The organism is Pseudomonas sp. MWU16-30322 (genome assembly GCF_020515535.1).
Lineage (GTDB): Bacteria > Pseudomonadota > Gammaproteobacteria > Pseudomonadales > Pseudomonadaceae > Aquipseudomonas > Aquipseudomonas fluorescens_H.
Genome location: NZ_JAIWYL010000005.1, coordinates 177,857 through 198,148, shown reverse-complemented (window position 1 = coordinate 198,148; position 20,292 = coordinate 177,857). Strand labels below are relative to the sequence as shown.

At 60.7% G+C, this 20,292-nt stretch carries 23 protein-coding genes; 16 read left to right on the top strand and 7 right to left on the bottom strand.

Translation table 11 applies throughout. The annotated features are described in order from the left end of the window. Nucleotides 1-11: 11 nt before the first annotated feature. The 3 genes from LCH64_RS12010 to LCH64_RS12000 all read right to left on the bottom strand — a co-directional run bounded on the left by LCH64_RS12010 (nt 12) and on the right by LCH64_RS12000 (nt 1,685). A complete protein-coding gene (locus LCH64_RS12010) occupies nt 12-569 on the bottom strand; it encodes a Smr/MutS family protein (RefSeq protein ID WP_226500373.1) in 558 nt (185 codons plus the stop codon). A gap of 74 nt (nt 570-643) precedes the next feature. Then, nucleotides 644-964, bottom strand: coding sequence for a hypothetical protein (locus LCH64_RS12005; protein WP_003223191.1), 321 nt, complete (start codon nt 962-964; stop codon nt 644-646). Between the two features lie 130 nt (nt 965-1,094). Beyond that, nucleotides 1,095-1,685, bottom strand: coding sequence for a cysteine hydrolase family protein (locus LCH64_RS12000; protein ID WP_003223193.1), 591 nt, complete (start codon nt 1,683-1,685; stop codon nt 1,095-1,097). Between the two features lie 238 nt (nt 1,686-1,923). On the opposite strand from LCH64_RS12000, the gene prmB reads away from it, so the two are divergent. After that, nucleotides 1,924-2,832, top strand: a complete 909-nt coding sequence (gene prmB, locus LCH64_RS11995) for a 50S ribosomal protein L3 N(5)-glutamine methyltransferase (protein WP_003223196.1) — start codon at nt 1,924-1,926, stop codon at nt 2,830-2,832. A gap of 160 nt (nt 2,833-2,992) precedes the next feature. Here prmB and LCH64_RS11990 read toward each other — a convergent pair whose 3' ends face one another. Next, nucleotides 2,993-3,784, bottom strand: coding sequence for a hypothetical protein (locus LCH64_RS11990; RefSeq protein ID WP_003223198.1), 792 nt, complete (start codon nt 3,782-3,784; stop codon nt 2,993-2,995). Nucleotides 3,785-3,883: 99 nt separating this feature from the next. After that, nucleotides 3,884-4,837, bottom strand: coding sequence for an alpha/beta fold hydrolase (locus LCH64_RS11985; protein WP_226500372.1), 954 nt, complete (start codon nt 4,835-4,837; stop codon nt 3,884-3,886). A gap of 130 nt (nt 4,838-4,967) precedes the next feature. Here LCH64_RS11985 and aroC point away from each other — a divergent pair, with 130 nt between their 5' ends. From aroC to mtnC, 5 genes are all read left to right on the top strand, one after another. Beyond that, nucleotides 4,968-6,059 (top strand): chorismate synthase, encoded by a 1,092-nt coding sequence (aroC, locus tag LCH64_RS11980; protein WP_003223202.1) that lies wholly within the window; start codon nt 4,968-4,970, stop codon nt 6,057-6,059. 31 nt (nt 6,060-6,090) lie between these two features. After that, a complete protein-coding gene (locus LCH64_RS11975) occupies nt 6,091-7,236 on the top strand; it encodes an MFS transporter (protein ID WP_103486001.1) in 1,146 nt (381 codons plus the stop codon). Next, nucleotides 7,233-7,859, top strand: a complete 627-nt coding sequence (locus tag LCH64_RS11970) for a methylthioribulose 1-phosphate dehydratase (RefSeq protein WP_095139982.1) — start codon at nt 7,233-7,235, stop codon at nt 7,857-7,859. Before LCH64_RS11975 ends, LCH64_RS11970 begins: the two co-directional genes overlap by 4 nt. 92 nt (nt 7,860-7,951) lie before the next feature. Beyond that, on the top strand, nt 7,952-8,497 hold the full coding sequence (locus tag LCH64_RS11965; RefSeq protein ID WP_027613329.1) for an acireductone dioxygenase: 546 nt from the start codon (nt 7,952-7,954) through the stop codon (nt 8,495-8,497). A 4-nt stretch (nt 8,498-8,501) separates the two neighbouring features. Continuing rightward, nucleotides 8,502-9,185 carry an acireductone synthase gene (gene mtnC, locus LCH64_RS11960; RefSeq protein WP_226500371.1) on the top strand — a complete coding sequence of 228 codons (684 nt, stop codon included), beginning with the start codon at nt 8,502-8,504 and terminating at the stop codon, nt 9,183-9,185. 192 nt (nt 9,186-9,377) lie between these two features. On the opposite strand, the gene LCH64_RS11955 is transcribed toward mtnC, so the two are convergent. Beyond that, the gene (locus LCH64_RS11955; RefSeq protein WP_027613327.1) at nt 9,378-9,656 is read right to left on the bottom strand and encodes a DUF3509 domain-containing protein; all 279 of its coding nucleotides are present in this window, start codon (nt 9,654-9,656) and stop codon (nt 9,378-9,380) included. A gap of 377 nt (nt 9,657-10,033) precedes the next feature. On the opposite strand from LCH64_RS11955, the gene LCH64_RS11950 reads away from it, so the two are divergent. The 10 genes from LCH64_RS11950 to LCH64_RS11905 all read left to right on the top strand — a co-directional run bounded on the left by LCH64_RS11950 (nt 10,034) and on the right by LCH64_RS11905 (nt 19,287). Continuing rightward, entirely contained in the window at nt 10,034-11,872 is a 1,839-nt protein-coding gene (locus LCH64_RS11950; RefSeq protein WP_226500369.1) for a long-chain-acyl-CoA synthetase, read from the top strand. 96 nt (nt 11,873-11,968) lie between these two features. Beyond that, the gene (locus tag LCH64_RS11945) at nt 11,969-12,487 is read left to right on the top strand and encodes an ankyrin repeat domain-containing protein (protein WP_003223216.1); all 519 of its coding nucleotides are present in this window, start codon (nt 11,969-11,971) and stop codon (nt 12,485-12,487) included. A gap of 196 nt (nt 12,488-12,683) precedes the next feature. Next, entirely contained in the window at nt 12,684-13,214 is a 531-nt protein-coding gene (locus tag LCH64_RS11940) for a hypothetical protein (RefSeq protein ID WP_226500368.1), read from the top strand. Nucleotides 13,215-13,285: 71 nt separating this feature from the next. Beyond that, nucleotides 13,286-13,477, top strand: a complete 192-nt coding sequence (locus tag LCH64_RS11935; protein ID WP_003223221.1) for a PLDc N-terminal domain-containing protein — start codon at nt 13,286-13,288, stop codon at nt 13,475-13,477. A gap of 237 nt (nt 13,478-13,714) precedes the next feature. Beyond that, nucleotides 13,715-14,590 (top strand): polyamine aminopropyltransferase, encoded by an 876-nt coding sequence (speE, locus tag LCH64_RS11930; protein ID WP_226500367.1) that lies wholly within the window; start codon nt 13,715-13,717, stop codon nt 14,588-14,590. Between the two features lie 255 nt (nt 14,591-14,845). Next, nucleotides 14,846-15,079 (top strand): hypothetical protein, encoded by a 234-nt coding sequence (locus LCH64_RS11925; RefSeq protein ID WP_003223224.1) that lies wholly within the window; start codon nt 14,846-14,848, stop codon nt 15,077-15,079. A gap of 212 nt (nt 15,080-15,291) precedes the next feature. After that, nucleotides 15,292-15,639 carry a ribonuclease E inhibitor RraB gene (locus LCH64_RS11920; RefSeq protein WP_003223226.1) on the top strand — a complete coding sequence of 116 codons (348 nt, stop codon included), beginning with the start codon at nt 15,292-15,294 and terminating at the stop codon, nt 15,637-15,639. A gap of 475 nt (nt 15,640-16,114) precedes the next feature. After that, nucleotides 16,115-17,524 (top strand): circularly permuted type 2 ATP-grasp protein, encoded by a 1,410-nt coding sequence (locus LCH64_RS11915; protein ID WP_226500366.1) that lies wholly within the window; start codon nt 16,115-16,117, stop codon nt 17,522-17,524. A gap of 12 nt (nt 17,525-17,536) precedes the next feature. After that, a complete protein-coding gene (locus LCH64_RS11910) occupies nt 17,537-18,487 on the top strand; it encodes an alpha-E domain-containing protein (protein ID WP_007960702.1) in 951 nt (316 codons plus the stop codon). Beyond that, complete coding sequence (locus LCH64_RS11905; protein ID WP_045122354.1) at nt 18,484-19,287, top strand: transglutaminase family protein; 804 nt, start codon at nt 18,484-18,486, stop codon at nt 19,285-19,287. Before LCH64_RS11910 ends, LCH64_RS11905 begins: the two co-directional genes overlap by 4 nt. Nucleotides 19,288-19,405: 118 nt before the next feature. On the opposite strand, the gene LCH64_RS11900 is transcribed toward LCH64_RS11905, so the two are convergent. Next, nucleotides 19,406-20,227, bottom strand: a complete 822-nt coding sequence (locus LCH64_RS11900) for a cytochrome c (protein ID WP_226500484.1) — start codon at nt 20,225-20,227, stop codon at nt 19,406-19,408. Nucleotides 20,228-20,292: the final 65 nt, after the last annotated feature.

Genomic DNA, 20,292 nt, shown 5'->3' with positions numbered 1-20,292 from the left:
GTGTAACGCGATTATTCGTCGCGGCCTTCCATCATGGTGCGTTTGAGCATCACGTACACCGCACCGGCACCGCCATGTTTCGCCTGGCACGAGGTGAAACCGAGCACCTGCGGATGCTGGCGCAGCCAGGTGTTGACGTGGCTTTTGATCATCGGCCGCTTGCCGTCCAGGCGCACCGCCTTGCCGTGGGTGACGCGCACGCAGCGGATTTCGAATTTGGTCGCTTCGGCGAGAAAGGCCCAGAGGGTTTCCCGGGCTTTTTCCACATTCATGCCGTGCAGGTCGAGGCTGCCTTCGAACGCGATCTGGCCGATCTTGAGCTTGCGCATCTGGCTTTCCTGCACCCCGTCGCGGGCCCACATCAACTCGTCTTCGGGGCCGACGTCGATCACGAACTGATCGGACAGGCCATCCACGGTGGTGGTTTCGGTGCGCACGGTGGCGGACTGGCGCAGCTTGGCGATCCGGGCGCGGTCAGCCTTGGGTTTGCCGGTGTCGGCGCGGTCGTGCTTGATCGGCTTGACGCCTTGGATCGCACTTTTGAACAGGGAAAAATCGTCGTCTTGCATGTCAGCCTCCGCGAAGGGCGGCCAGTTTACCCAAGTCGAAACAAAACGGCCCGGCAAAAAGCCAGGCCATCACCTCAGTCGTGTTTTTTCATCAGGTGCGGGGACATGTTCAGTTCCCGCGATTGCCGGGCGCGACGCCGGCATCGACGCCACAGCGCCACGCCGAAGTACAGGAACAACAAACCGACCGCCAGAATGATCGCCGAACCCGTCGGCGTGGCATTCAAGTCGCCGAGCGCCGGCGGGCGCCCCAGCAGGCTGGCGGCTCCGGCCATCGCCAGCAACACACCGAACGTCGCCAGAATGGCGGCGATCGCTGCGCCGAATCGAAAACGCCAGTTGCTTTGGCCTTTGGGCCGCAAGCGGCGTGCGTCAAATCCATCGGATAACTTCATTCCGACCTTCCTCAATGGGTATCGGCCCTTCGACCGGGAGTTGACCGGGTTGTTCCTGAGGCTAAGGCAATTGAAGCAAATGCGAGGCTTTTGCGGATGAGCGGCGCGGTGAGCCGCTCATCAGAGCAGATCAGATCAGATCTTGAGTCAGGGCGAGGGTGGCGAAGTTGTCGGCCATGATCGCCATTTCCGCTTCCTGCACCACGGCGGCGCTGAGCACGCGGCCCTTGAACGGCAGGTCACGGGTGGCGCAGGCGTCTTCGACCAGGGTGCAACGGAAGCCCAGGTTCTTCGCCGCGCGCACGGTGGTGCTGACGCTGGAATGGCTCATGAAGCCGCAGACGATCAGGTCCAGCGAGCCGAGGTTTTGCAGGCGATCAAGCAGTTCGGTGCCATGGAACGCGCTCGGCAGCAGTTTGCCGATGATGGTTTCATCACCCTGTGGCTCAAGGCCGGGGATGAACTCGCCACGTTCGCCTTGCGGGTCGAACAGGCCACCGACGGTGCCGAGATGACGCACGTGCACGATCGGCCGACCGGCTGCACGGGCCGCGGCGACCAGTTGTTTGATGTTCGCGACGGCCGCGTCCATGCCGCTCAGGGCCAGCGGGCCACTGAGGTACTCTTTCTGGGCATCGATGATGACCACGGTGGCATGGCTCAGGGTGGCCGCTGCGTAACCGCGGCCGCTGAGTTGAAACATCGTTTTTGGAACGGACATTCGGGGCTCCTTGGGGTGGGGCTTTTGCGGCATTGTCCTCTGGCTGAGCGGTTCTGTGAACCGCTACCATCGTAGGCGCCGTCGTTACTGGCCTGCAGCCTTGTCAAGTTACACGTTCTGTTCAATAGCTGATGCAAAAATCAGAAAAGTCCTACTGTTGCTCCGCTGATTTTCCTGCGTCGTCGGCGGGCGTTTTGGCTGGTAGAATCGTCAGTCGTTTTTTCTGGAGTTCTGCCCCGTGATCACTTCCCGACTTCGTACCCTGCGCGACCACATCCGTTGGGCCGTCAGCCGCTTCCATGGGGAGGATCTGTTTTTCGGTCATGGCACCGACAACGCCTGGGATGAAGCCCGGCAACTGGTGCTCGGTGCCCTGCACCTGCCGTGGGAAATTGCCGACAGCTACCTCGATTGTGCGCTGGAAGACGACGAACTGGTCAACCTGCAACGCCTGCTCAAGCGCCGCATTGAAGAGCGCATCCCGACGGCGTACCTGCTGGGCGAGGCGTGGTTCTGCGGCATGTCGTTCATCGTCGATGAGCGCGTGCTGATCCCGCGTTCACCGATCGGCGAACTGATCGAAAACCGCTTTGCACCGTGGATCGGCGACGAGCCTGCGCGGATTCTCGACCTGTGCACCGGCTCCGGTTGCATCGGCATCGCCTGCGCCTACGAATTCCAGAACGCCGAAGTGGTGCTGGCGGATCTGTCGTTCGAAGCGCTGGAAGTGGCCAATCAGAACATCGAGCGTCATGGCGTCGATGAGCGCGTTTATACCGTGCAGGGCGATGGTTTCGATGGTTTGCCGGGGCAGCGTTTTGACCTGATCGTGTCGAACCCGCCGTACGTTGACGCGGAAGATTTCGCCGACATGCCGGATGAATACCAGCACGAACCGGAGCTGGGCCTGGCCTGCGGTGATGACGGTCTGAACCTGGTACGGCGGATGCTCGCCGAAGCGGCGGATCACCTGACCGAGAAGGGCTTGTTGATTGTCGAAGTGGGCAACAGCCAGGTGCACGTCGAAGCGCTGTACCCGGAAGTCGACTTCGCCTGGCTCGAATTCGAGCGCGGCGGGCATGGCGTGTTCATGCTGACGGCGGAGCAGTGCCGCGAGCATCAGGCGCTGTTCGCTTCCCGCGTTTGACCTGACTGACTTCTGTGGCGAGGGAGCTTGCTCCCGCTGGTCTGCGAAGCAGACCCAAAATATGCAATGACGGTGCACCAGACATACCGCATGCGCATGTTTTACGACTGCTTCGCAGCCGAGCGGGAGCAAGCTCCCTCGCCACAGGTCATCGCTGATTTCAGCGGTGCGTAGCAATCCAGATCAGCAACCCCGCCTGAAACACCGCAAACGCCACCAGACAGGTAATGGTGAAGCGCAACCCGGCGTCTTCACGCTTGAACTTGCTGACTTTGTCTTCCTGCTTCTTCAGCTTCACTTCCTGCTCGGCCAGGTTCTGCTCGGCCTGTTGCAGCATCTGCGCCGCTTCAAGAATCTCGACGATCTGCAGCTTTTCGCTGTTCCAGTCGCCCAGCAAGTCACCGACTTGCACCTCTTTGACGCTGCCCTTCAGATGCTGGGCATCGGCGTACACCACATCAAAACCATGCACGCGCAAGAAGTGATCGCGACGCAGGCGGGTGTCTTCGTTCAGCGCGTCCTTGTTGTTCAAGTCCATGCCGTCGACGGTGTAGGCGGGCCAGCGTTTTTTCGCCCAGTTGATGCCTTGCGCGGCCATGAAACGACCGATGCCACGGTTCAGCGGTTCGATCTGCAAGCCGCTGTCCGGGCCGAAATGCACACGTTTGCTGGTGTGATTGACCCACACGTCGAGCTGGTTCTGCTCCTTGCGCACGCGTTGGCCGGGCAGTTTGATCGCCATGCGCATCAGGCTGTGTTCTTTGCTGTTGCGCTCGGCATAGCCGAACTCGACAAAGCGCAGCGGCCGGCCACCGGTGTTGCGGTCGGTCTGCAGCGGGGCCAGGCGGAGCATCTTGTGGTGCTCGACGCTGACGTCCGCCCATGGCAGCTCGACCGCTGGCGGTGCGTCTTTTTCAGCGGTGGTGTCGGGTGAAGTCGGGGTATCAGTCATAACGGCGAGATCCTGTCCAAGCCCTGCTTGTCGCCAGCCGGTACGCTGGCGACAAAGGCTTATCGGCCGTTTTTTCCAGGACTGGAGGGCAAAAAGCCCTTAACGGGTGCGAAGTCCGTCAATAAATTCGATGAGTTTGCCGCCCAGCTCCGCTGCCAGTGGCAAATTCGGGTCCTTGTACGAGGCCAATTGCCGCTTCACGTCGGCGGGAACGATGCGCATGACATGGTTCATGCCTTCGATCACCACCAGTTGGGCCTCGGGTCTGGCGGTTTTCAGTGCCTGCGCATCGCCTACGCCGACCTGCATATCGTGGGTGCCATGAATGATCAGCGCCGGCATTTTCAGTTGCGCGAAGGCCTTGGCCGGATCCTGGCGAAACAGGGAAATCAGGTAAGGCTGCACACTCGGACGGAAAATCGCTTGAAGCGGCGCCGGCACGTTGTCGTCGGTGTGGCCGGCCTTGAGGCTGTCGAGAATTTCATTGCTGCGCAGCATCAACGGCGGTGGCAGGCTGCGCGCCAGTTGCTCGCGGATCACCTGATCCACCGGGCGGGCGCTGCCGGACAGCGAAATCAGCGCGGCGGCGTCGGCACGGGGGGCGGCGAGGGTGGCAATCAGTGCGCCTTCGCTGTGTCCGAGCAGAATCAACGGGCCGAAACGCGGATCGCTTTTCAGCTTCTGGCTCCAGGCCACCGCATCGTTGACGTAGGCTTCCACCGACAGATTGCGCTCGTCGGGCGTGGCCGCCAGGCTTGCGGCCACCCCGCGCTTGTCGTAGCGCACGCTGGCGATGTTGTGTTTGGCCAGCACCCAGGCCAGCCGCTTGAGGCTGTCATTGCGCCCGCCATCGGGATTGTTGCCGTCACGATCCGTCGGACCGGAACCCGCAAGGATCAGGACAACCGGCACCGGGTTGTCGGATTTTGGCAGCAGCAGCGAGCCGAAAAGTTCTCCGCTGCCGGTCTCCAGAGAGATCGGTCTTTGCAGGACAGTCGCGTGGGCAAAACCGGTAAACAGGGTAAGACTCAAGATCAGAACTCGCAGCATCATCACGCCATCATTCGCCAAGGTGCGGGTTGGACTCACCAACACCACTAAGGTTCGAGGATGAACTAGTCGGTTAGCCTGCGTATACTGGCGCGCATCACGAATTTGGGTTTGATTTCACGGAGCGTCCTGCATGTCCGGCAATACCTACGGCAAGTTGTTCACTGTCACCACCGCTGGCGAAAGCCATGGTCCGGCGTTGGTCGCCATTGTCGACGGCTGCCCGCCGGGCCTGGAGATCTCCCTTGAAGACCTGCAGCGCGACCTCGATCGCCGCAAGCCGGGCACCAGCCGCCACACCACCCAGCGCCAGGAAGCCGACGAAGTCGAAATCCTTTCCGGCGTGTTCGAGGGGCGCACCACCGGTTGCTCGATTGGTCTGCTGATCCGCAACACCGACCAGAAGTCCAAGGACTACTCGGCGATCAAAGATCTGTTCCGCCCGGCACACGCCGACTACACCTACCACCACAAATACGGTGAGCGCGATTACCGCGGCGGCGGTCGCAGCTCGGCGCGGGAAACCGCGATGCGCGTGGCGGCCGGGGCGATTGCGAAGAAATTCCTCGCCACCCAGGGCATCGTCATCCGTGGCTACATGAGCCAGCTCGGCCCGATCGAAATCCCGTTCAAGACCTGGGACTCGGTGGAAGAGAACGCCTTCTTCAGCCCGGATCCGGACAAGGTTCCGGAGCTGGAAGCCTACATGGACCAGTTGCGCCGCGATCAGGACTCGGTCGGGGCGAAGATCACGGTGGTCGCCGAAGGCGTGATGCCGGGTCTCGGCGAGCCGATTTTCGACCGCCTCGATGCCGAACTGGCCCATGCGCTGATGAGCATCAACGCAGTGAAAGGTGTGGAAATCGGCGCCGGTTTCGCCTGCGTCGCCCAGCGCGGCACCGAGCATCGCGATGAACTGACCCCGGAAGGTTTCCTCAGCAACAACGCTGGCGGCATCCTCGGCGGCATCTCGTCCGGTCAGCCGATCGTCGCGCATCTGGCGTTGAAACCGACGTCGAGCATCACCACTCCGGGCCGTTCGATCGACATCCACGGCAATCCGGTCGACGTGATCACCAAGGGCCGTCACGACCCGTGCGTCGGCATCCGTGCTACGCCGATCGCCGAAGCGATGATGGCCATCGTGCTGATGGACCACTTGCTGCGTCATCGTGGGCAAAACGCCGACGTGCGCGTCAGCACCCCGGTACTGGGTCAGCTTTGATGGTTGATCGCCAAGCCGTCGCGGTCTGAGCGTGGCGGCGCTCCCGTACTGGCGGCTGTCCAGTTTCTATCTGTTCTATTTCGCCTTGCTTGGTTCGACAGCGCCGTTTCTGGCGCTGTACTTCGATCACCTCGGCTTCAGCCCTGCGCGGATCGGCGAACTGGTGGCGATTCCGATGCTGATGCGCTGCGTGGCGCCGAACATCTGGGGCTGGCTCGGCGACTACACCGGCAAGCGCCTGGCCATCGTGCGCTTCGGCGCGGTGTGCACGTTGCTGACGTTCTCGCTGATTTTCGTCAGCAAAACCTACGCCTGGCTGGCGATGGTCATGGCCCTGCACGCGTTTTTCTGGCACGCGGTGCTGCCGCAGTTCGAAGTCATCACCCTCGCGCACTTGCAGGGGCAGACCTCGCGCTACAGCCAGATTCGCCTGTGGGGCTCGATCGGTTTCATAATCACCGTGGTCGCGCTGGGCCGTTTGTTCGAATGGCTGAGCCTCGACATCTACCCGGCGGCGCTGGTGCTGATCATGGCCGGCATCGTCCTCAGCAGCTTGTGGGTGCCGAATGCGCAACCACCGCAAGGTAACCGGCCGAGCGGGGAAGGGTTCCTTAAGCAGCTGCGCAGCCCCGGTGTGCTGGCGTTTTACGCCTGCGTCGCGCTGATGCAGATGAGCCACGGCCCGTATTACACCTTTCTGACCTTGCACCTTGAACGCCTCGGTTACAGCCGTGGCGTGATCGGCATGCTCTGGGCCGTGGGCGTGGTCGCCGAAGTGCTGATGTTCATGGCGATGAGCCGGATTCTCGCGCGGTTTTCATTGCGCCGCGTGCTGATGGCGAGTTTTCTGCTGGCGGCGTTGCGCTGGTTACTGCTAGGTTCGTTCGCCGAATTCCTTTGGGTGCTGTTGTTCGCCCAGGTGCTGCACGCGGCGACCTTCGGCAGCTTTCATGCCGCTGCCATCGCGTTCGTGCAACGTAGCTTCGGTGCGCGTCAGCAAGGTCAGGGCCAGGCGCTATATGCGGCGCTGGCCGGCACCGGTGGCGCGCTGGGTGCGTTGTATTCCGGTTACAGCTGGAACGCCCTCGGCGCGACATTGACCTTTAGTATTGCCAGTCTCGCGGCGCTCGCTGCTGCCGTTATCATTGCCACACGTATGCAAGAGGACAGGCCATGAGCCTTACGCGTGAACAGCTCGCCCAGCAGATCGTCGACGCCGGGCGTTTTCTTTATGGTCGCGGCTGGTCGCCGGCCACCAGCAGCAATTACTCGACGCGTCTGTCGCCGAGCGAAGCGCTGCTGACCGTGTCCGGCAAGCACAAGGGCCAGTTGGGCCTGGACGACGTGCTCGCCACCGATTTGTCCGGCAACAGCCTGGAACCGGGCAAAAAGCCCTCCGCCGAAACCCTGCTGCACACTCAGCTGTATAGCTGGCGCGCGGAGATCGGCGCGGTGCTGCACACCCATTCGGTGAATGCCACGGTGCTGTCGCGCCTGACGCCGGAAGACTTCATCGAGTTCGAAGACTACGAGCTGCAAAAAGCCTTCAGCGGCATCTCCACCCACGAATCCCGGGTGCGCGTGCCGATTTTCGACAACGATCAGGACATTGCGCGCCTCGCCGCCAAGGTGCAGCCTTGGCTCGACGCCCATCCCGATTGCGTCGGTTACCTGATTCGCGGCCACGGCCTCTACACCTGGGGTGCGCAGATGAGCGATGCCCTGCGGCAGATCGAGGCCTTTGAATTCCTGTTTGAATGCGAGTTGAAAACCCGCAGCGTCATGAACCGCCAAGGCTGACTTCACCAGAAGCCGCCCATTCGCCTGATGAAATGCACTGCCCGACCGGTCTGCAAGAGCCGGACGGCAAGGCCGATACCGAGGAATTGCCCATGAGCAGCCTGTCCGTCTATCACGTTTCCAGCCCCGAGATTCCGAACAAGGTGCTGACCCATTTCGAAGACATCGCCTCGACGCTCGCCGAGCAGGGCGTACGCTTCGACCGCTGGCAAGCCGCAGCGAAGATCCAGCCCGGCGCGAGCCAGGAAGAAGTGATTAGCGCCTATCAGGAGCAAATCGACAAACTGATGACCGAGCGCGGTTACATCACCGTCGATGTGATCAGCCTCAACAGCGACCACCCGCAAAAAGCCGAACTGCGCGCCAAGTTCCTTGAAGAACACCGCCATGGCGAAGACGAAGTGCGCTTTTTCGTCGCTGGCCGTGGCCTGTTTACCCTGCACATCGACGATTACGTCTACGCGGTGCTGTGCGAGAAGAACGACCTGATCTCGGTGCCCGCCGGCACCAAGCACTGGTTCGACATGGGCGAGCACCCGCACTTCGTGGCGATTCGTCTGTTCAACAACCCCGAAGGCTGGGTCGCGAATTTCACCGGCGAAGACATCGCCGGGCGCTTCCCGCGTCTGGAGGACTGAGCCGATGTCGATCAAAGTCATCCTCACCGATATCGAAGGCACCACCAGCGCGGTGAGTTTCGTCTTCGACGTGCTGTTCCCCTACGCCGCCAAACATCTGCCGGACTTCGTGCGGCAGAACGCCGAGCGCGCCGATGTCGCCGAGCAGATCGCCGCCGTGCGTCGTGACAGCAACGAGCCGCAGGCCGATGTTGAACGGGTGGTGGAAATTCTCCTGAGCTGGATCGCCGAAGACCGCAAGGCCACGCCGCTGAAAGCGCTGCAAGGCATGGTCTGGGAGCAGGGCTATCAGGCCGGGCAGTTGAAAGGCCACGTTTACCCGGATGCTGTTGAAGCGCTCAAGCAATGGCATCAGGCCGGTTATCAACTGTTTGTGTATTCGTCGGGCTCGATCCAGGCGCAGAAGTTGATCTTCGGCTGCTCCGAAGCGGGGGATCTGACGCCGCTGTTCAGCGGGTATTTCGATACCACGTCGGGGCCTAAACGCGAAGAACAGTCCTATCGCAACATTCAACAGGCGATTGGCGTCGAACCGCAGGACATTCTATTCCTGTCCGACATCGTGCAGGAACTCGACGCCGCGCAAGCGGCAGGTCTGCAAACCTGCGGCCTGGCCCGCGAGGGTGGGGAGCTGGAAGGGCATATCACTGTCGACAGCTTCACCGCGATCGAGCCGGAAGCCTTCTAAACACACATAGCTCTAATGTGGGAGCGGGCTTGCTCGCGAATGCGGTGGATCATTCAACATTGATGTCGACTGACACGACGCCTTCGTCGGAACGCCGCCCGGAGCAAGCCCGCTCCCACAATGGGTCAGCCATAAAAAACAGGCCAGGCAGTTAAAACTGCCCGGCCTGTTTTGTTCAAGACTTCGAATCAGTTACAGCGAGTGATACGTCGGCAGTGCAAAACGCTGCTGGCTCTGCAGCATCGCAATCTGCGGCAGTTCGCTGGCTTCTTCAGCTAGGTCACGACGAATCGCGCTGATCGCCCACGACAGTTGGTCGGCGTTGTGCATTTGCTGATATGTCAGGGCGCGCTTGAACACTTTGCCTTCACTGCTGCGCAAGGTCAGCAAAATCCCGCCATCGGGACGTGGCGCAGTGGTGACGTTGAAGTTGGAGAACAGCGAGGTAAATTTTTCTTGGATCAGGCTCATGTCTTTCAGCTCCGTATGCACTTGAATGGCAAGCATGCAAAGGAGATTGCAGTGATTGTGCCAGCACGCTGAAAAAATAAAATCCTTATAAATCAATAGGTTAAAAATCGTGAAATCTGCAATGGTCGTGCAATCTGCATGAATGGCCATCGTGCATCCTGCATTTTGCGGGATCGTCACGGATTAAACGGAACCAAACGGCAAAGGCGCAATCACCGCCGCCAGATGTGACAGGGCGGATACAAAACATTGCAAAAACCGCGTGTACAGGCCGAGAAGCGCTGACGTATTTTCGGACTCGACCTTGCCCACAACGCAGGTAATGCCCACAGCCCGAACAATAAAAAACGGCCAACCAGGCCGACCGGGGAGCTGCCATGAGTCACGCGCCGAGCGACACGATTACCTGGGGCATGATGCTCCGCAAACTGCCGACGATCGCCAAAGCCATCCCAAGGGTGGTCAAAGGCATGAAAGTCGCCAACGTCACGGATCCGACCCAAACGTGTGGCCTCGGCTGGACCTTCGAGCAGGCAACGCTGCGTAACCCCGAAGGCCTGGCGATCTTGCAGGACAGCGTCTTGCTGACCTATGCGCAGGTCAACCAGTGGGCCAACAGGATTGCCCACTATCTGAGCGCGCAGGGGATCGGCAAGGGTGATGTGGTGGCGGTGTTCATCGAGAACCGTCCGGAACTGCTGGTGACCATTCTGGCGCTGGCCAAGGTCGGTGCGGTCAGTGCGCTGCTCAATACTTCGCAGACCCGCGATACGCTGATCCACAGCATAAATCTGGTGGCGCCGGTGGCGGTTGTCCTTGGTGAGGAACTGCAGCCGGCGTTTGCCGCGATCCGCGAGCAAGTGTCGATCCCGGCGCAACGCACCTGGTTTATCGCCGACCGTGACACCTACAGCCAGCCCGGTATTGCCCCCGAGGGCTACGTCAACCTGATCAGCGCCAGCGCCGAAGCGCCCGGTGACAACCCGGCCAGCAGCGGCGAAGTGTTCTTCAACGACCCGTGCTTTTACATCTACACCTCCGGCACCACCGGCCTGCCCAAGGCCGGCGTGTTCAAGCACGGTCGCTGGATGCGCAGCTCGGCCAGCTTCGGCATGATCGCCCTGAACATGACCCCCGACGATGTCGTCTATTGCACCTTGCCGCTGTACCACGCCACTGGGCTCTGTGTGTGCTGGGGCTCGGCGATCAACGGTGCTTCGGGGTTCGCGATCCGCCGCAAGTTCAGCGCCAGCCAGTTCTGGCCTGATGTGCGTCGCTATAACGCGACCACCCTCGGGTATGTCGGCGAATTGTGCCGCTATCTGGTCGATCAACCGGCCAGCGCCGAGGACAGCCGTCACCGGGTGCGCAAGATGATCGGCAACGGTTTGCGCCCCGGCGCCTGGGCCGAGTTCAAGACCCGGTTTGCCGTCGAGCACATCTGTGAGCTGTACGCGGCGAGCGACGGCAATATCGGCTTCAGCAATATCCTCAACTTCGACAACACCATCGGTTTCTCGCTGATGGCCTGGGAGCTGGTGGCGTACGACCACGACAGCGGGCAGGCGCTGCGCAGCGCCGACGGTTTCATGCGCAAGGTCGGCAAAGGCGAGCAGGGCTTGCTGCTCGCGCGGATCGACGAAAAAGCTCCGCTGGATGGCTACACCGATCCGCAGAAAACCGCCAAGGTGGTGCTGCACGACGTGTTCAGCAAGGGCGACCGCTACTTCAATACCGGCGACCTGCTGCGCAATATCGGTTTTGGCCATGCGCAATTCGTCGATCGGCTCGGCGATACCTATCGCTGGAAGGGCGAAAACGTCTCGACCACTGAAGTGGAAAACCTGTTGCTGCAGCATCCGCATATCTCCGAGGCCGTCGCCTACGGCGTGGAAGTGCGCAACACCAACGGTCGCGCCGGGATGGCCGCAATCACGCCCGCCGAATCCCTGGCGACCCTGGATTTCGCCGAATTGCTGGCGTTCGCCCGTCAGCGCATGCCGGCCTATGCGGTGCCGCTGTTTCTGCGGGTGAAGGTGAAAATGGAAACTACCGGGACTTTCAAATACCAAAAGACTCGACTGAAAAACGAAGGCTTCGACCCCGGCCAGACGGGCGATGATCCTGTCTACGCCTGGCTGCCCGGCACCCAGACGTACGTGCAGGTGACGGATCAGGTGTTGGCCGATATTCATCAGGGCAAGTACCGCTATTGAGATTGGCTATGACACGTCTTGAGAAAAAGGGGGTGACAGCCATCGTCGCGCTCGGGAAACTGTCGGCTTTGCGAATAACCGAAAGTGGAGTTGCCAATGTCTGACCAAAGCCGCCAGATGACCCCTGAAGAAGCTGCCGAATTCACCGAGCAGGTTTTCAACAAGGCACGCGACGGTGATGCGCTGATGCTCGATCGGCTGATCAGCGCCGGTTTGCCGGTGAACCTGAAAAACAGCAAGGGCGACACGCTGTTGATGCTCGCCAGCTACTACGGTCACGTCGACGCGGTACAGGTGCTGCTCAAACACAAGGCCGACCCGGAGCTGCGTAACGGCAACGGCCAGAGCCCGATTGCCGGCGCGGCGTTCAAGGGCGATCTGGCCGTGGTCAAGGCGCTGGTGGAAGCGGGCGCCGAGATCGAAGGTTCGTCCTTCGATGGCCGCACCGCGCTGATGATGGCGGCGATGTTCAATCGCGTGGAAATCGTCGATTACCTGATCAGCAAGGGAGCGGATCCGAAGGCCAAGGATGCCAACGGCATCACCGCGCTGGATGCGGCCCGCACCATGGGCGCAGTCGATACCACGGCGCAGCTGGAAAAACTGCTGGCCTGAGGACTGTCGAGACTCTGTGGCGAGGGAGCTTGCTCCCGCTCCAGTGCGCAGCGCTGGCAAAAATGCTGAGCCCACTGTTTTTCGGGCCGCTTCGCAACCCCGCGGGAGCAAGCGCCCTCGCCACAGGTGTCGGATGCGCAACGGAATGCGCTATTCTCCGCGCCCTCGAATTCAACCTTCCACAGGATCCGCCCCCATGAAAGCCGCACTCGTCGAACTCATCAGCAAAATCAGCTCCGGCTGCATGGGCGAGGACGAGATCCTGAATGTGGCCGACGAAGCCGCGCAGGCTTACGCCGATGCCGATGCGTTTCTGGCGGCCAACCCGGACATCAACTACGACGACACCTTCCCGATCCCGCTGGGCGAGTGGGTCGTGGTCGGCAGTCTGCCGGAAACCGTGTTGTTCCAGGCCGACACCTACTTTGACCTGTTCGCGCAGATCGTCGCCTCGTTCGGCCCGGGCGTGGATTTCAACCTCAAGCCCAAACAACTGGCCAAGACCGAAGCGCTGACCGCGCTTAACCGCATCCAGGTGCAGATGAGCAGCCTGAACAAGGAAAACGGCGGTTACACGTTGATGAATTTCAGCCAGTTGCTCGACGACGAGCTGCAAGTGGTGCTGGTCTACGGCAACGACGTGCCTCGGGTGCTGGAACTGTGCGCCGAAGTCGGTATCGCTGCCGCGCCGTCGCTGGAAGCGTTGAAGGTCGCCGTTCACGTTTGAACGCAATAAAAGGGAACCCTGCGCGCGACCGTCTATCCTAAAAGTGCATGCCACTATTCTGGAGCGACACCATGGGTTCCACGTTCAACGGTCTGATTGGTCTGATCATCCTTGCCCTCGACATCTGGGCCATCATCAACGTGCTGAAAAGCGGCGCCGAGACCGGGATGAAAATCCTCTGGGTCCTGCTGATCATCCTCCTGCCGGTGCTGGGCCTGATCATCTGGGCAATTGCCGGGCCGCGGGGCAATGTGCGGATCTAGCCACAACTTTGAATGCACCCCATAACCTGTGGGAGCTGGCTTGCCAGCGATAGCATCGCAGCGGTTTCACTGAGAGACCGCGTCGACTGCATCGCTGGCAAGCCAGCTCCCACAAGGTTATGCGGAATGTCGATGAACAGAGGTTCGACCTGTCATCTTCAGCAACGTAGAATGCGCGCCTTTCCCGGGCAATCGTTTCCACGATTGACGCCCGCGCATTCATCGGAGCACTTGACCATGACCGTCACCAAGACCAGCGAGTACCTGGAAACCCTCTACGAAGGCTACGGCCAGCGTTTTCGCATGGAAAAACTGCTGCACGAAGTGCGCACCGAACACCAGCACCTGGTGATCTTCCAGAACCCGCGCATGGGTCGGGTAATGGCGCTGGACGGCGTGATCCAGACCACCGAAGCCGATGAATTCATCTACCACGAAATGCTCACCCACGTGCCGATCCTCGCCCACGGCACTGCCAAGCGCGTGCTGATCATCGGCGGCGGCGACGGTGGCATGCTGCGCGAAGTGACCAAACACGCGAGCGTCGAGCACATCACCATGGTCGAGATCGACGGCACCGTGGTCGACATGTGCAAGGAATTCCTGCCGAACCACTCCAAGGGCGCCTACGACGACCCACGGCTGAACCTGGTGATCGACGACGGCATGCGTTTCGTCGCCACCACCACGGAAAAATTCGACGTGATCATTTCCGACTCCACCGACCCGATCGGCCCGGGCGAAGTGCTGTTCTCGGAGAACTTCTACCAGGCGTGCCACCGCTGCCTGAACGAAGGCGGGATCCTCGTGACTCAGAACGGCACGCCGTTCATGCAGATCGATGAAGTCAAAACCACTGCCGGCCGCCTGCACAGCCTGTTCCCGGACTGGCACTTCTATCAGGCGGCCGTGCCGACCTACATCGGCGGTTCGATGACTTTCGCCTGGGGCTCGACCAATCCGGCCTACCGCAAGCTGAGCCGTGAAACCCTGCAACAGCGCTTCATCGGCAGCGGCATCGTCACCCGCTACTACAACCCGGAAATCCACATCGGCGCGTTCGCGTTGCCACAGTACGTGCTGCAGGCGATCAACAAGCCAAGCAACGACTGACCAGGCCGATGGATTCCTTGTGGCGAGGGAGCTTGCTCCCGCTTGAGTGCGCAGCACTCACAAAGTCTGCGATCGCAAAATATTTTGGGGCCGCTTCGCAGCCCAGCGGGAGCAAGCTCCCTCGCCACACAATTTTCCAGCCATGAAAATGATGTTTTTTTCATGTTCGTCTGCTGCAATCCTTTTGAACGATCAATCTCGCCAAAAGTCGAGATAGAAGTAAGCCCATTTGCGGGTTTGATCGAGGAGGCACCGATGCAAAAGTGGAAAGTCACTTTCGTGGACGATCATGGTGAAATTGTCGATGAGGTGTTCGAGCGCGCGGAATGCCCCAGCGACGACGAGGCTGCACGCCTGATCAAGGAACGGCTCCTGCCGGTGGCCGCCGAACTGGATATGAATGATCTGGAAGGGCGAACCCCGGATGCAGGTGCGAAAAATCTGAAAGCCCAGAACAGCATCGAAATCCGCAGCATCACTCCAATCTGAAATTCTTCCTGTCACTTGAAGTACCAGGCCTTGGCAGCGCCTCTGTCTTGGGGCTACTCTGCAAGCGAGATCAGCGAAACAATCGCTAAGGTCTGGTCTTGTCAGCTACATGCTTGTTTCCCGCCGGCAACCCTGTTGCCGATGCACTTCGGCCTGTAAGGCCCGGGGCGGGAATACGGAAAGTCTATCCATCTATGCGAGGGGGACGTTTCATGAGCACAGCCTATCAAGAAGACATCAGCAGCAACGTACTGCGCCGCATGAAAGAAGGCGGTTTCGACTTTTCCCGGTTCCATCCCATCGAGTTCTACGCCATTTTCCCGGACGAGGAGCGGGCGCGCAGGGCGGCAGGTAAATTCCGTGGTGAATCCATCAATGCCCAGGTCAGTGCGCGCGACGATGGCGCCTGGTCGCTGGAACTGAGCAAAGTGATGTACGCAACGTATGACGACATTGGCGATTTCGAGCAGGGATTTTCTGCCGTGGTCGAGCCGCTGGGCGGCATCATCGAGGGCTGGGGCGTGAAGCAGGAGGTGCGCAATCGCTATCGTCTTAACTGATTCAGCGCAACTATTGTCGAGCAACGGCTGACCTTTGGGTCGGCCGTTGTCGTTTCCGGCCCTGAGAATGCTCTGGCAAAACCCTGAAACAAGAATCCCGGGCAAAAAAAAGCCACCGGAGAGGGTGGCTAAAAGGGAAGACCGATAAGGAGAGGAAACCGGTCAGGGTTACGGCCTGCGGGGACTGCGCTGGCAGTCCGGATCAGTTGGGCTGAAGCCTTCAACAAGGAAGTTTTCAGCGGATGCGCCGATTATCCGCAGCCCGACCCACGCAGTGAAATCAACTCTGACTATGCTGGTAATAGGCGACAGCACTGCGTCGCAATGAGGCGGGGGCAATCAGCTTGGGGCATTTGTCGCACAGGAATGGTGCGGTGCTTGCGGCGTGATTATCCAAGCGATTGAAATCAAAGCGTTTATGCCGATGGCACGGGCCTTGCGAAGGCCTGTAGGTCCGGGTGACAAGGAGTACGGCATGATCCGCACCTATTTTGATGAAATGTACGATGTCGGCGGCCAGGTCCGCCCGCATTACCGGGAGTTCGCCCGCTGGCTGGCCGACACGCCTGACGAGTTGCTGGCACAACGGCGACGTGAGGCCGATCTGCTGTTCCACCGGGCCGGAATCACCTTCACGCTCTATGGGGACGAGCAGGGCACCGAGCGCCTGATTCCTTTCGACACCATTCCGCGCAGCATTCCCGCCAGCGAGTGGCGGATCGTCGAGCGTGGCTGCATCCAGCGGGTCAAGGCGTTGAACATGTTTCTCGCCGACCTCTATCACGAGCAGCGCATCATCAAGGCCGGGATCATCCCCGCCGAACAGGTGCTGGCCAACGAGCAGTATCAGTTGGCGATGCAGGGCCTGGACCTGCACCGCGACATCTATTCGCACATCTCCGGCGTCGATCTGGTGCGCGATGGCGACGGCACTTATTACGTGCTCGAAGACAACCTGCGTACGCCGAGCGGCGTCAGCTACATGCTCGAAGACCGCAAGATGATGATGCGCCTGTTCCCGGAGCTGTTCGCCGCCCAGCGCATTGCGCCCATCGACCACTACCCGAACCTGTTGCTCGACACGCTGAAGAGCTCCAGCCCGATCGACGACCCGAGCGTGGTGGTGCTGACGCCGGGGCGCTTCAACAGTGCGTTCTTCGAACATGCCTTTCTGGCGCGGGAAATGGGCGTTGAACTGGTGGAGGGCGCCGATCTGTTCGTGCGCGACGACAAGGTCTTCATGCGCACCACCGACGGGCCGAAAGCGGTGGACGTGATCTACCGCCGTCTCGATGACGCGTTCCTCGATCCATTGGCGTTCAATCCCGATTCGATGCTCGGTGTACCGGGACTGTTGTCGTCGTATCGCTCGGGCAACGTGGTGCTGGCCAATGCCATCGGCACCGGGGTTGCGGATGACAAATCGGTGTACCCGTTTGTCACCGAGATGATCCGTTTCTACCTCGACGAAGAACCGGTTCTGAAGAACGTGCCGACCTGGCAGTGCCGCAACCCCTCTGAACTTTCCCACGTACTGGCCAATCTTCCGGATCTGGTCGTCAAGGAAACTCAGGGCTCCGGCGGTTACGGGATGCTGGTGGGGCCGGCGTCGACGACGGCGGAAATCGATGCGTTCCGCGAGCGGATCAAAGCCAAGCCTCACGCGTATATCGCGCAACCAACGCTGTCGCTGTCGACCTGTCCGACCTTTGTCGAAAACGGCATTGCGCCGCGCCATATCGACCTGCGTCCATTTGTGCTGTCGGGCCGCGAAACCCGGGTTGTGCCCGGTGGTTTGACCCGTGTTGCCCTGCGCGAAGGCTCCCTGGTAGTGAACTCCTCTCAGGGTGGCGGAACCAAGGACACCTGGGTGGTCGAGGATTGAAGGAAGCTTGCCATGTTAAGTAGAACTGCCTCGGATCTGTACTGGATGTCGCGTTACCTGGAGCGGGCGGAAAATCTCGCGCGCATGCTCGATGTCAGCTATTCGCTGTCGCTGATGCCGCAGGACGGTCGCGGCGACGGTCTGCACGAACTGGCCATGCCGCTGTTGATCACCGGCACCCTCGACGATTACCTGGAGCGTCACGGCGAACTGCACGCCGAACGCCTGCTGCACTTCTTCGCCCTCGATGCGGCCAACCCCGCGAGCATCTACAGCTGCCTCGGCGCGGCGCGGGCCAGTGCGCATGCGGTGCGTGGACGGATCACCGCGGACATGTGGGAAAACATCAACGCCACCTGGCTGGAGATTCGCGGCATTGCCGAACAGGGCCTCAGCCGCTACGGCATGAGCCGCTTCTGCGAGTGGATCAAGGAGCGTTCGCACCTGTTCCGTGGTGCGTCCTACGGCACGATCATGCGCAACGATGCATTCCGCTTCATTCGTCTGGGGACGTTTATCGAGCGTGCGGATAACACGCTGCGCCTGCTCGATGCGCGCTATGAAATGGCTGGCGATCAGGCCGAGGCCGTCAGTGACGGCACCGCCCACGCCTACTATCAATGGAGTGCGCTGCTGCGGGCGTTGTCGTCGTTCGAGGCCTACACCGAGATCTACCGCGACGCACCCGGCGCCCGGCATGTCGCCGAGCTGTTGCTGTTGCGCGCCGATGTCCCGCGCTCGTTGCGTGCCTGCACCGAGGAAATCGACCAGATCCTCGCCCAGTTGCCGGGCGCCAACGGCCGTCCGGCACAACGCCTCGCCGCTGAGATGGACGCGCGGCTGCGTTACACCGGCATCAACGAAATCCTCGCCGAAGGCCTGCACGCCTGGCTCACCGAATTCATCCCGCTGGTGCGCCAGTTGGGCAACGCGATTCACAGTTCATACCTGGAGGCTGCATGAGACTTTCCATTAGCCACGAGACCACCTATCACTATGAAGATCAGGTGCGGGCGAGCATCCAGTATCTGCGCCTGACCCCGCACGACAGCGAGCGTCAGCACGTGTTGAGCTGGCAGCTCGACTTGCCGCGCCCGGTGCGCGCCCAGCTCGATCCGTTCGGCAATATTCTGCATGTGCTGACCATGGACGAGCCGCACGAAGCGATCATCATCGGCGCCCGGGGGCAGGTCGATATCGATGAATTGCGCGAAGCCGAGCATGAGAGCCAGTCGGCGCTGCCGTTCTTGCGCTTCACCCGTTTGACCGAGGCGGACGAGGCGCTACGGGCGTTCGCGGCAAGATCCTGCAAGCAGCGGCGTGATCGCACGGCGCTGATCGACCTGATGCATGGCTTGAATCAGCACATGACCTACACGCCGGGTTCGACCGAAGTCGACACCAGCGCCGCCGAAGCCTTCGCCGGGCGCGCCGGGGTTTGCCAGGATCACACCCATGCATTTCTGGCGTGCGCACGCAGCCTGGGGATTCCGTCGCGTTATGTGTCGGGTTATCTGTACAGCGAGGACGCCGAGCACCTGGCCAGTCACGCCTGGGCCGAAGCGTGGCTGGATGACGCCTGGTACAGCTTTGATGTGACCAACCAATTGGCCCGACCTGAGCGGCACTTGAAACTGGCGGTGGGCCTGGATTATCTGGACGCCTGCCCGGTACGCGGCATGCGCCGGGGCGGCGGGAGTGAGCAGATGCATGCGAAGGTGTTCGTGTCGCCGACGCCGGTTATCTCCGTGCAACAACAGTAATTTGCTTCACACAAAACCCTGTAGGAGCGAGCCTGCTCGCGAAAGCGGTCGTCAGTTGAAGGATCAGTGACTGACACTCCGCTATCGCGAGCAGGCTCACTCCTACAGGGGAATGTCGTCAGGGCTTAACCTTGCGCCCAGCCATGTGTTGCAAATAGCCGATCAACAACTGCAAATCCCTCTCCGGCAACACCTCTGCCGAAAATCCCGGCATCTTCGCCTGAGGCCACTGGCGCAAGCTCTGTGGATCGCGAATGTAGCGCTTGAGGAAATCGGCGCCGAAATACTCTGTGGGGTTATACGGAATGTTCAGGTCCGGCCCAAATTGCGCATCCCCCGCGCCGTTCAGGCGATGACAAGCCAGGCAGTTTTTCTGAAACAGGGCAAAACCCTGATTCACCGGGTCATCCGCTTTCAGCTTGGGATCCGGCAGCAGCGCGGGGAAGCGCTCGGCCACCGGCGCCATGCGCTTGATGCTCGCTACTTCGAACGGCCATTGCTCTGGGCTGATGTTGCCGGCCTGCGGGTCGGTCCACACCAGATAGAACGGCCCGGCGCTGTGCTTGCCTTCCGACAGCGGCGGCCACGGCTGCGCCGGGTCCTCAATCGCCAGCCACGCCCGCGCCCCTTTGCTGTTGAGCAGCGGTGCAGCACTCAATTCTGCGGCAAAACCGTCCAGCGCCACGGCTTGCAAGTGATCGTCGGGCTTGATGCCTGTGAGCAGCGCCGCCACAGGCACGACGCGATAAGTCATGTCCTTCTTGTAGGACACATCGTTGTTGATGGTGAGGGTTTGCACCTGCGGATGCTTGAGCAATTCTTCGGTCTGCCAGGTGCGACTATTCGCGCCCAGCTCCAGCGTGAGCTGCGCCGCAGACAAGGGCATGCTCAGCAGCAAGGCCCAGAACGCAATGAGCGTTTTCAAATGTTCGCCGTGCATGTCGTGGAAGTGCACAAAGGTTGGCACAGCCAGGCTGGCCCGGGTAGCGGGCCAGTCACATTTTC

Bases quoted from the DNA above. Each gene is read 5' to 3' on its own strand.
- LCH64_RS12010 (WP_226500373.1), bottom strand. From the start codon at position 569: ATGCAAGACGACGATTTTTCCCTGTTCAAAAGTGCGATCCAAGGCGTC.
- LCH64_RS12005 (WP_003223191.1), bottom strand. From the start codon at position 964: ATGAAGTTATCCGATGGATTTGACGCACGCCGCTTGCGGCCCAAAGGC.
- LCH64_RS12000 (WP_003223193.1), bottom strand. From the start codon at position 1,685: ATGTCCGTTCCAAAAACGATGTTTCAACTCAGCGGCCGCGGTTACGCA.
- LCH64_RS11990 (WP_003223198.1), bottom strand. From the start codon at position 3,784: ATGACTGATACCCCGACTTCACCCGACACCACCGCTGAAAAAGACGCA.
- LCH64_RS11985 (WP_226500372.1), bottom strand. From the start codon at position 4,837: ATGATGCTGCGAGTTCTGATCTTGAGTCTTACCCTGTTTACCGGTTTT.
- aroC (WP_003223202.1), top strand. From the start codon at position 4,968: ATGTCCGGCAATACCTACGGCAAGTTGTTCACTGTCACCACCGCTGGC.
- LCH64_RS11970 (WP_095139982.1), top strand. From the start codon at position 7,233: ATGAGCCTTACGCGTGAACAGCTCGCCCAGCAGATCGTCGACGCCGGG.
- LCH64_RS11965 (WP_027613329.1), top strand. From the start codon at position 7,952: ATGAGCAGCCTGTCCGTCTATCACGTTTCCAGCCCCGAGATTCCGAAC.
- mtnC (WP_226500371.1), top strand. From the start codon at position 8,502: ATGTCGATCAAAGTCATCCTCACCGATATCGAAGGCACCACCAGCGCG.
- LCH64_RS11955 (WP_027613327.1), bottom strand. From the start codon at position 9,656: ATGAGCCTGATCCAAGAAAAATTTACCTCGCTGTTCTCCAACTTCAAC.
- LCH64_RS11950 (WP_226500369.1), top strand. From the start codon at position 10,034: ATGAGTCACGCGCCGAGCGACACGATTACCTGGGGCATGATGCTCCGC.
- LCH64_RS11945 (WP_003223216.1), top strand. From the start codon at position 11,969: ATGTCTGACCAAAGCCGCCAGATGACCCCTGAAGAAGCTGCCGAATTC.
- LCH64_RS11940 (WP_226500368.1), top strand. From the start codon at position 12,684: ATGAAAGCCGCACTCGTCGAACTCATCAGCAAAATCAGCTCCGGCTGC.
- LCH64_RS11935 (WP_003223221.1), top strand. From the start codon at position 13,286: ATGGGTTCCACGTTCAACGGTCTGATTGGTCTGATCATCCTTGCCCTC.
- speE (WP_226500367.1), top strand. From the start codon at position 13,715: ATGACCGTCACCAAGACCAGCGAGTACCTGGAAACCCTCTACGAAGGC.
- LCH64_RS11925 (WP_003223224.1), top strand. From the start codon at position 14,846: ATGCAAAAGTGGAAAGTCACTTTCGTGGACGATCATGGTGAAATTGTC.
- LCH64_RS11920 (WP_003223226.1), top strand. From the start codon at position 15,292: ATGAGCACAGCCTATCAAGAAGACATCAGCAGCAACGTACTGCGCCGC.
- LCH64_RS11915 (WP_226500366.1), top strand. From the start codon at position 16,115: ATGATCCGCACCTATTTTGATGAAATGTACGATGTCGGCGGCCAGGTC.
- LCH64_RS11910 (WP_007960702.1), top strand. From the start codon at position 17,537: ATGTTAAGTAGAACTGCCTCGGATCTGTACTGGATGTCGCGTTACCTG.
- LCH64_RS11905 (WP_045122354.1), top strand. From the start codon at position 18,484: ATGAGACTTTCCATTAGCCACGAGACCACCTATCACTATGAAGATCAG.
- LCH64_RS11900 (WP_226500484.1), bottom strand. From the start codon at position 20,227: ATGCACGGCGAACATTTGAAAACGCTCATTGCGTTCTGGGCCTTGCTG.